Annotated in this window: 1 protein-coding gene; it reads right to left on the reverse strand. The window is 32.9% G+C overall.

Going from position 1 to position 432, the window contains the following annotated elements:
- Positions 1 to 335 (reverse strand): GIY-YIG nuclease family protein (locus B0E43_RS00065; protein WP_139352614.1); only part of this gene is annotated, 335 nt, incomplete at its 3' end.
- Positions 336 to 432: the final 97 nt, after the last annotated feature.

Genomic DNA, 432 nt, shown 5'->3' on the forward strand with positions numbered 1-432 from the left:
GGAATGTCAGGATATGATTTATCTGAACCATAATTCTTATGCGACGATTCGTTCCTACATTCCGCCAATGATTTTAAAAGACTCCAATTATCAACTATTATCGCTTCCTTCTTTTTTCTGCTCCAACCTTTAATTTGTTTTTCAAAAGCAATAGCTTCTTTGATCTCCATAAATTCTTGAACGAAAACAAGTTCTAGAGGCCGCCTTTTAAAAGTATAACAAGTTTGATCTATTCCTTCTTGATGCTCTGAAAATCTTCGCTCAATTGAATTAGTGACTCCAGTGTAATAACTTGAATCGGAGCATTTTAAGATGTAAACAAAAAATCGATTCATACAAAACTTTGAAAATCCCTGCTATTCAAAATAGCCAAAATCTCTAGTTAAAAAATGATGAAAGGCAATATTTTTTGGAACCTAAGTGAGTCAAACG

Source organism: Algoriphagus sp. A40 (assembly GCF_002002735.1).
Lineage (GTDB): Bacteria > Bacteroidota > Bacteroidia > Cytophagales > Cyclobacteriaceae > Algoriphagus.